The sequence below is a fragment of the Curtobacterium sp. VKM Ac-1376 genome (assembly GCF_015351025.1).
GTDB lineage: Bacteria > Actinomycetota > Actinomycetes > Actinomycetales > Microbacteriaceae > Curtobacterium.
In genome coordinates, this window is the sequence record NZ_JADKRV010000042.1 from 1 (window position 1) to 3226 (window position 3226).

Below are 3226 nucleotides of genomic sequence, written 5' to 3' on the forward strand. Positions count from 1 at the left end.
CGTGGCATGGTTGGAGCCTCTCAGAACGGGCCCAATCCGCAGAGGATTGCGGGTAACCAAACCGTGGGGCACGTCACGTTCGTTTAGGCCGCGAGTGCGACCTGTGGGTTGATGATCGTCTCGTACTCGATCGGGGTCAACTTCCCGAGACCGCGTTGGCGTCGTTTCCGGTGGTAGGTCGCTTCGATCCAAGTGATGATCGCCAGCCGGAGCTCTTCGCGTGTCGCCCAACGTTGCCGATTGAGGACGTTCTTCTGCAACAGGGCGAAGAACGATTCCATCGCAGCGTTGTCCGCGCAGGCGCCGACTCGGCCCATTGATCCGAGCAGCCCGGCGTGGCCGAGCGCGCGGACGAACTTCTTCGACCGGAACTGGCTGTCGAGGGGTACAGGGTTGCGTCATCCCCCACCACCGCGAACGAACCCCGAGCACTCGTCGGCTGAGGCGACGCCTGACCAACGGCTGGGCGCCCGGCACACATCCGGGCGTCCAGTCGGTCAGACCACCTCGTCGACGTACGCAGGTTGCCCGTGCGTCGTGCCCGCCCATCGAACCTGCACCGGCCACCATCCTCCGACCGTGACCACGCCGCGTGTTCCAGCACGGACCCGGGTCCGTGAGACTCCTCCGTGGTCCTGGCTGGCGATGACCATCGTTCCTGCTTGGAGCATCTCTGTTCCTTCTTCCTCCGCACTTGTCGTCTTTCGGCAAGCACGCGTTCTATACGCGGAGGTGCCGCTCTCGTCGGCTTCGGCGAGCGAGGCTGACAACAACGTGTCGATGTCGGCCCAGCGCCGAGAGACCATCGACGCACCGGTCATCGACCAGCAAGCCGTTGCCACGTGGCCAGGATCGTGTCGGGATTGAGGGACATGGACGAGATGCCACGGGCACGGAGGTGGTCCGCGAGGTCGGGGTGGTCGCTCGGCCCCTGTCCGCAGATCCCGACGTACGCGCCACGGGCTCGGCATGCGTCGATCGCTATGTCGATGAGCCGGAGCACCGCGGGGTTCCGCTCGTCGAACGAGTCCGCGACCAGCCCGGAGTCGCGGTCGACGCCGAGGGTGAGCTGGGTCAGGTCGTTGGAGCCGATGGAGAACCCGTCGACGTGGTCGAGGAACCGGTCGGCATCGAGGGCGTTCGAGGGGATCTCGCACATCATGACCACTTCCAGGCCGTTCTTTCCCCGGACGAGCCCGTGCGACGCCATACGCTCCACGACGCCCGACGCCTCCTCGACGGTGCGGACGAACGGGATCATCACCTTCACGTTCGCGAAGCCCATGACGTCGCGGACCTGCCGGATCGCCTCGCACTCGAGCGCGAAGGCCTGGGCGAAGTCGTCGGAGAGGTAGCGGGACGCGCCGCGGAACCCGATCATGGGGTTCTCCTCGTCCGGCTGTACCGGCTGCCGCCGAGGAGTCCGGCGTACTCGTTCGACTTGAAGTCCGAGAGCCGGACGATGACGGGCTTCGGGTCGAACGCCGCGGCGAGCGTCGCGACACCCTCGGCGAGACGCTTCACGAAGAAGTCTCTCGGCGACCCGTACGCAGCGATCCGGTCCTCGATCTGTTCCCGCAGCTCCGAGGGCTGATCCGCCAGTCGGAGCAGCGCGTTCGGGTGCACGCCGATCTGCCGGCTGACGACGAACTCCATGCGGGCGAGCCCGACACCGGTGTTCGGCAGCGCGGCGAATGCGAAGGCCTGCTCGGGGTTTCCGACGTTCAGCATGAGGTCGACGTCGAGGTCCGGGAGGTCGCCGACCTCGAGCCGGTCCACCTCGACCGCGAGAGTCCCGTCGTGGACGAACCCGGTCTCGCCCTCCGAGCAGGACACCGTGACGACGTCGCCGTCCGCGAGCACGTCCGTCGCGGTGGCGGTCCCCACCACGGCTGGGATGCCGAGCTCCCGCGCGATGATCGCCGCGTGGCAGGTGCGGCCGCCCCGGTTCGTGACGATCGCGGATGCGCGCTTCATGATCGGCTCCCAGTCCGGGTCGGTCATGTCCGCGACGAGCACGTCCCCGGACCGGAAGTCGTGCATCTCGTCGATGCTCCAGAGGATCCGGACGACACCGCTGCCGATGCGTTGCCCGATCGCGCGTTTTTCGAGCCGGGGTGGCACGATCGGCGGCACGGCGAGGCGGTGCCGCTCGATGCTGGTGACAGAGGTCCGGGACGCCACGGTCTCCGGTCGGGCCTGCAGCACGTACAGCTCGCCGTCGAGACCGTCCTTGCCCCATTCGACGTCCATCGGACGCCCGTAGTGCTGCTCGATGACGAGCGCGATGCGCGCCAGCTCGGTGACCTCGTCGTCGCGGAGCGAGAAGTGCCGCCGTTCTGCGGCATCGACCTCGACGAATGCCGTGGTCCGGCCGACTGCCTCGTCCTCGGTGAACACCATCCGGGCAGCCTTGGAGCCGAGGACCCGTCCCAGGATCGCGGGGCGCCTCGCCGCCAGCGCCGTCTTCGAGACGGTGAACTCGTCCGGGTTCACCGCCCCCTGCACGACACCTTCGCCGAGCCCGTACGCACTCGTCACGAACACCGCCCGGTCGAACCCGGACTCGGTGTCGAGGGTGAACAGGACACCCGCGGACGCCAGGTCCGAGCGCACCATCCGCTGCACGCCGACCGAGATCGCGACCTCGTCGTGGACGAAGCCGTGGTGCACTCGGTACGAGATCGCCCGGTCGGTGTACATCGACGCGAACACTCGCCGGACCGCGTCGAGCACGTTGTCGATGCCGCGGACGTTGAGGTAGGTGTCCTGCTGCCCGGCGAACGACGCGTCCGGGAGGTCCTCGGCGGTCGCCGACGAGCGCACCGCGAACGACGCATCCGCTGGCGCACCCGCGGTGAGTTCGGAGAACCCGTCGCGAACGGCTTGGTCGAGGCCGCGTTCGAGCGGCGTCGAGAGCACTCGTCGACGGATCTCTGCGCCGGCCGCCGCGAGGGTGGCGGTGTCGTCGACATCAAGCGCGAGGAGCGTGCTGCTGATCCAGGCGGTCAGGCCCGTGTGCTCCATGTGTCGTCCGAATGCCGTCGCCGTGGTGGCGAACCCGTCGGGCACGCGCACCCCGAGACCGTCCAAGGAACGCAACATCTCGCCGAGGGAGGCGTTCTTGCCGCCGACGGACGCGATGTCCTCTAGCTGTACTGCCCAGGGACGTTGGTCAACCGTGTGATGGGTGACCGGTTCCCGATGGCGGTGTGGGGCCGGTGGT

General features: G+C 67.9%; 2 pseudogenes. Both read right to left on the reverse strand.

From position 1 onward, the window contains the following. Positions 1–83: 83 nt before the first annotated feature. Positions 84–377 (reverse strand): annotated as a pseudogene (locus ITJ56_RS18000) (IS3 family transposase); the annotation flags it as partial. A 440-nt stretch (positions 378–817) separates the two neighbouring features. Continuing rightward, a pseudogene (ppsA, locus tag ITJ56_RS18005) lies at positions 818–3144 on the reverse strand (phosphoenolpyruvate synthase). Between the last annotated feature and the right edge of the window lie 82 nt (positions 3145–3226).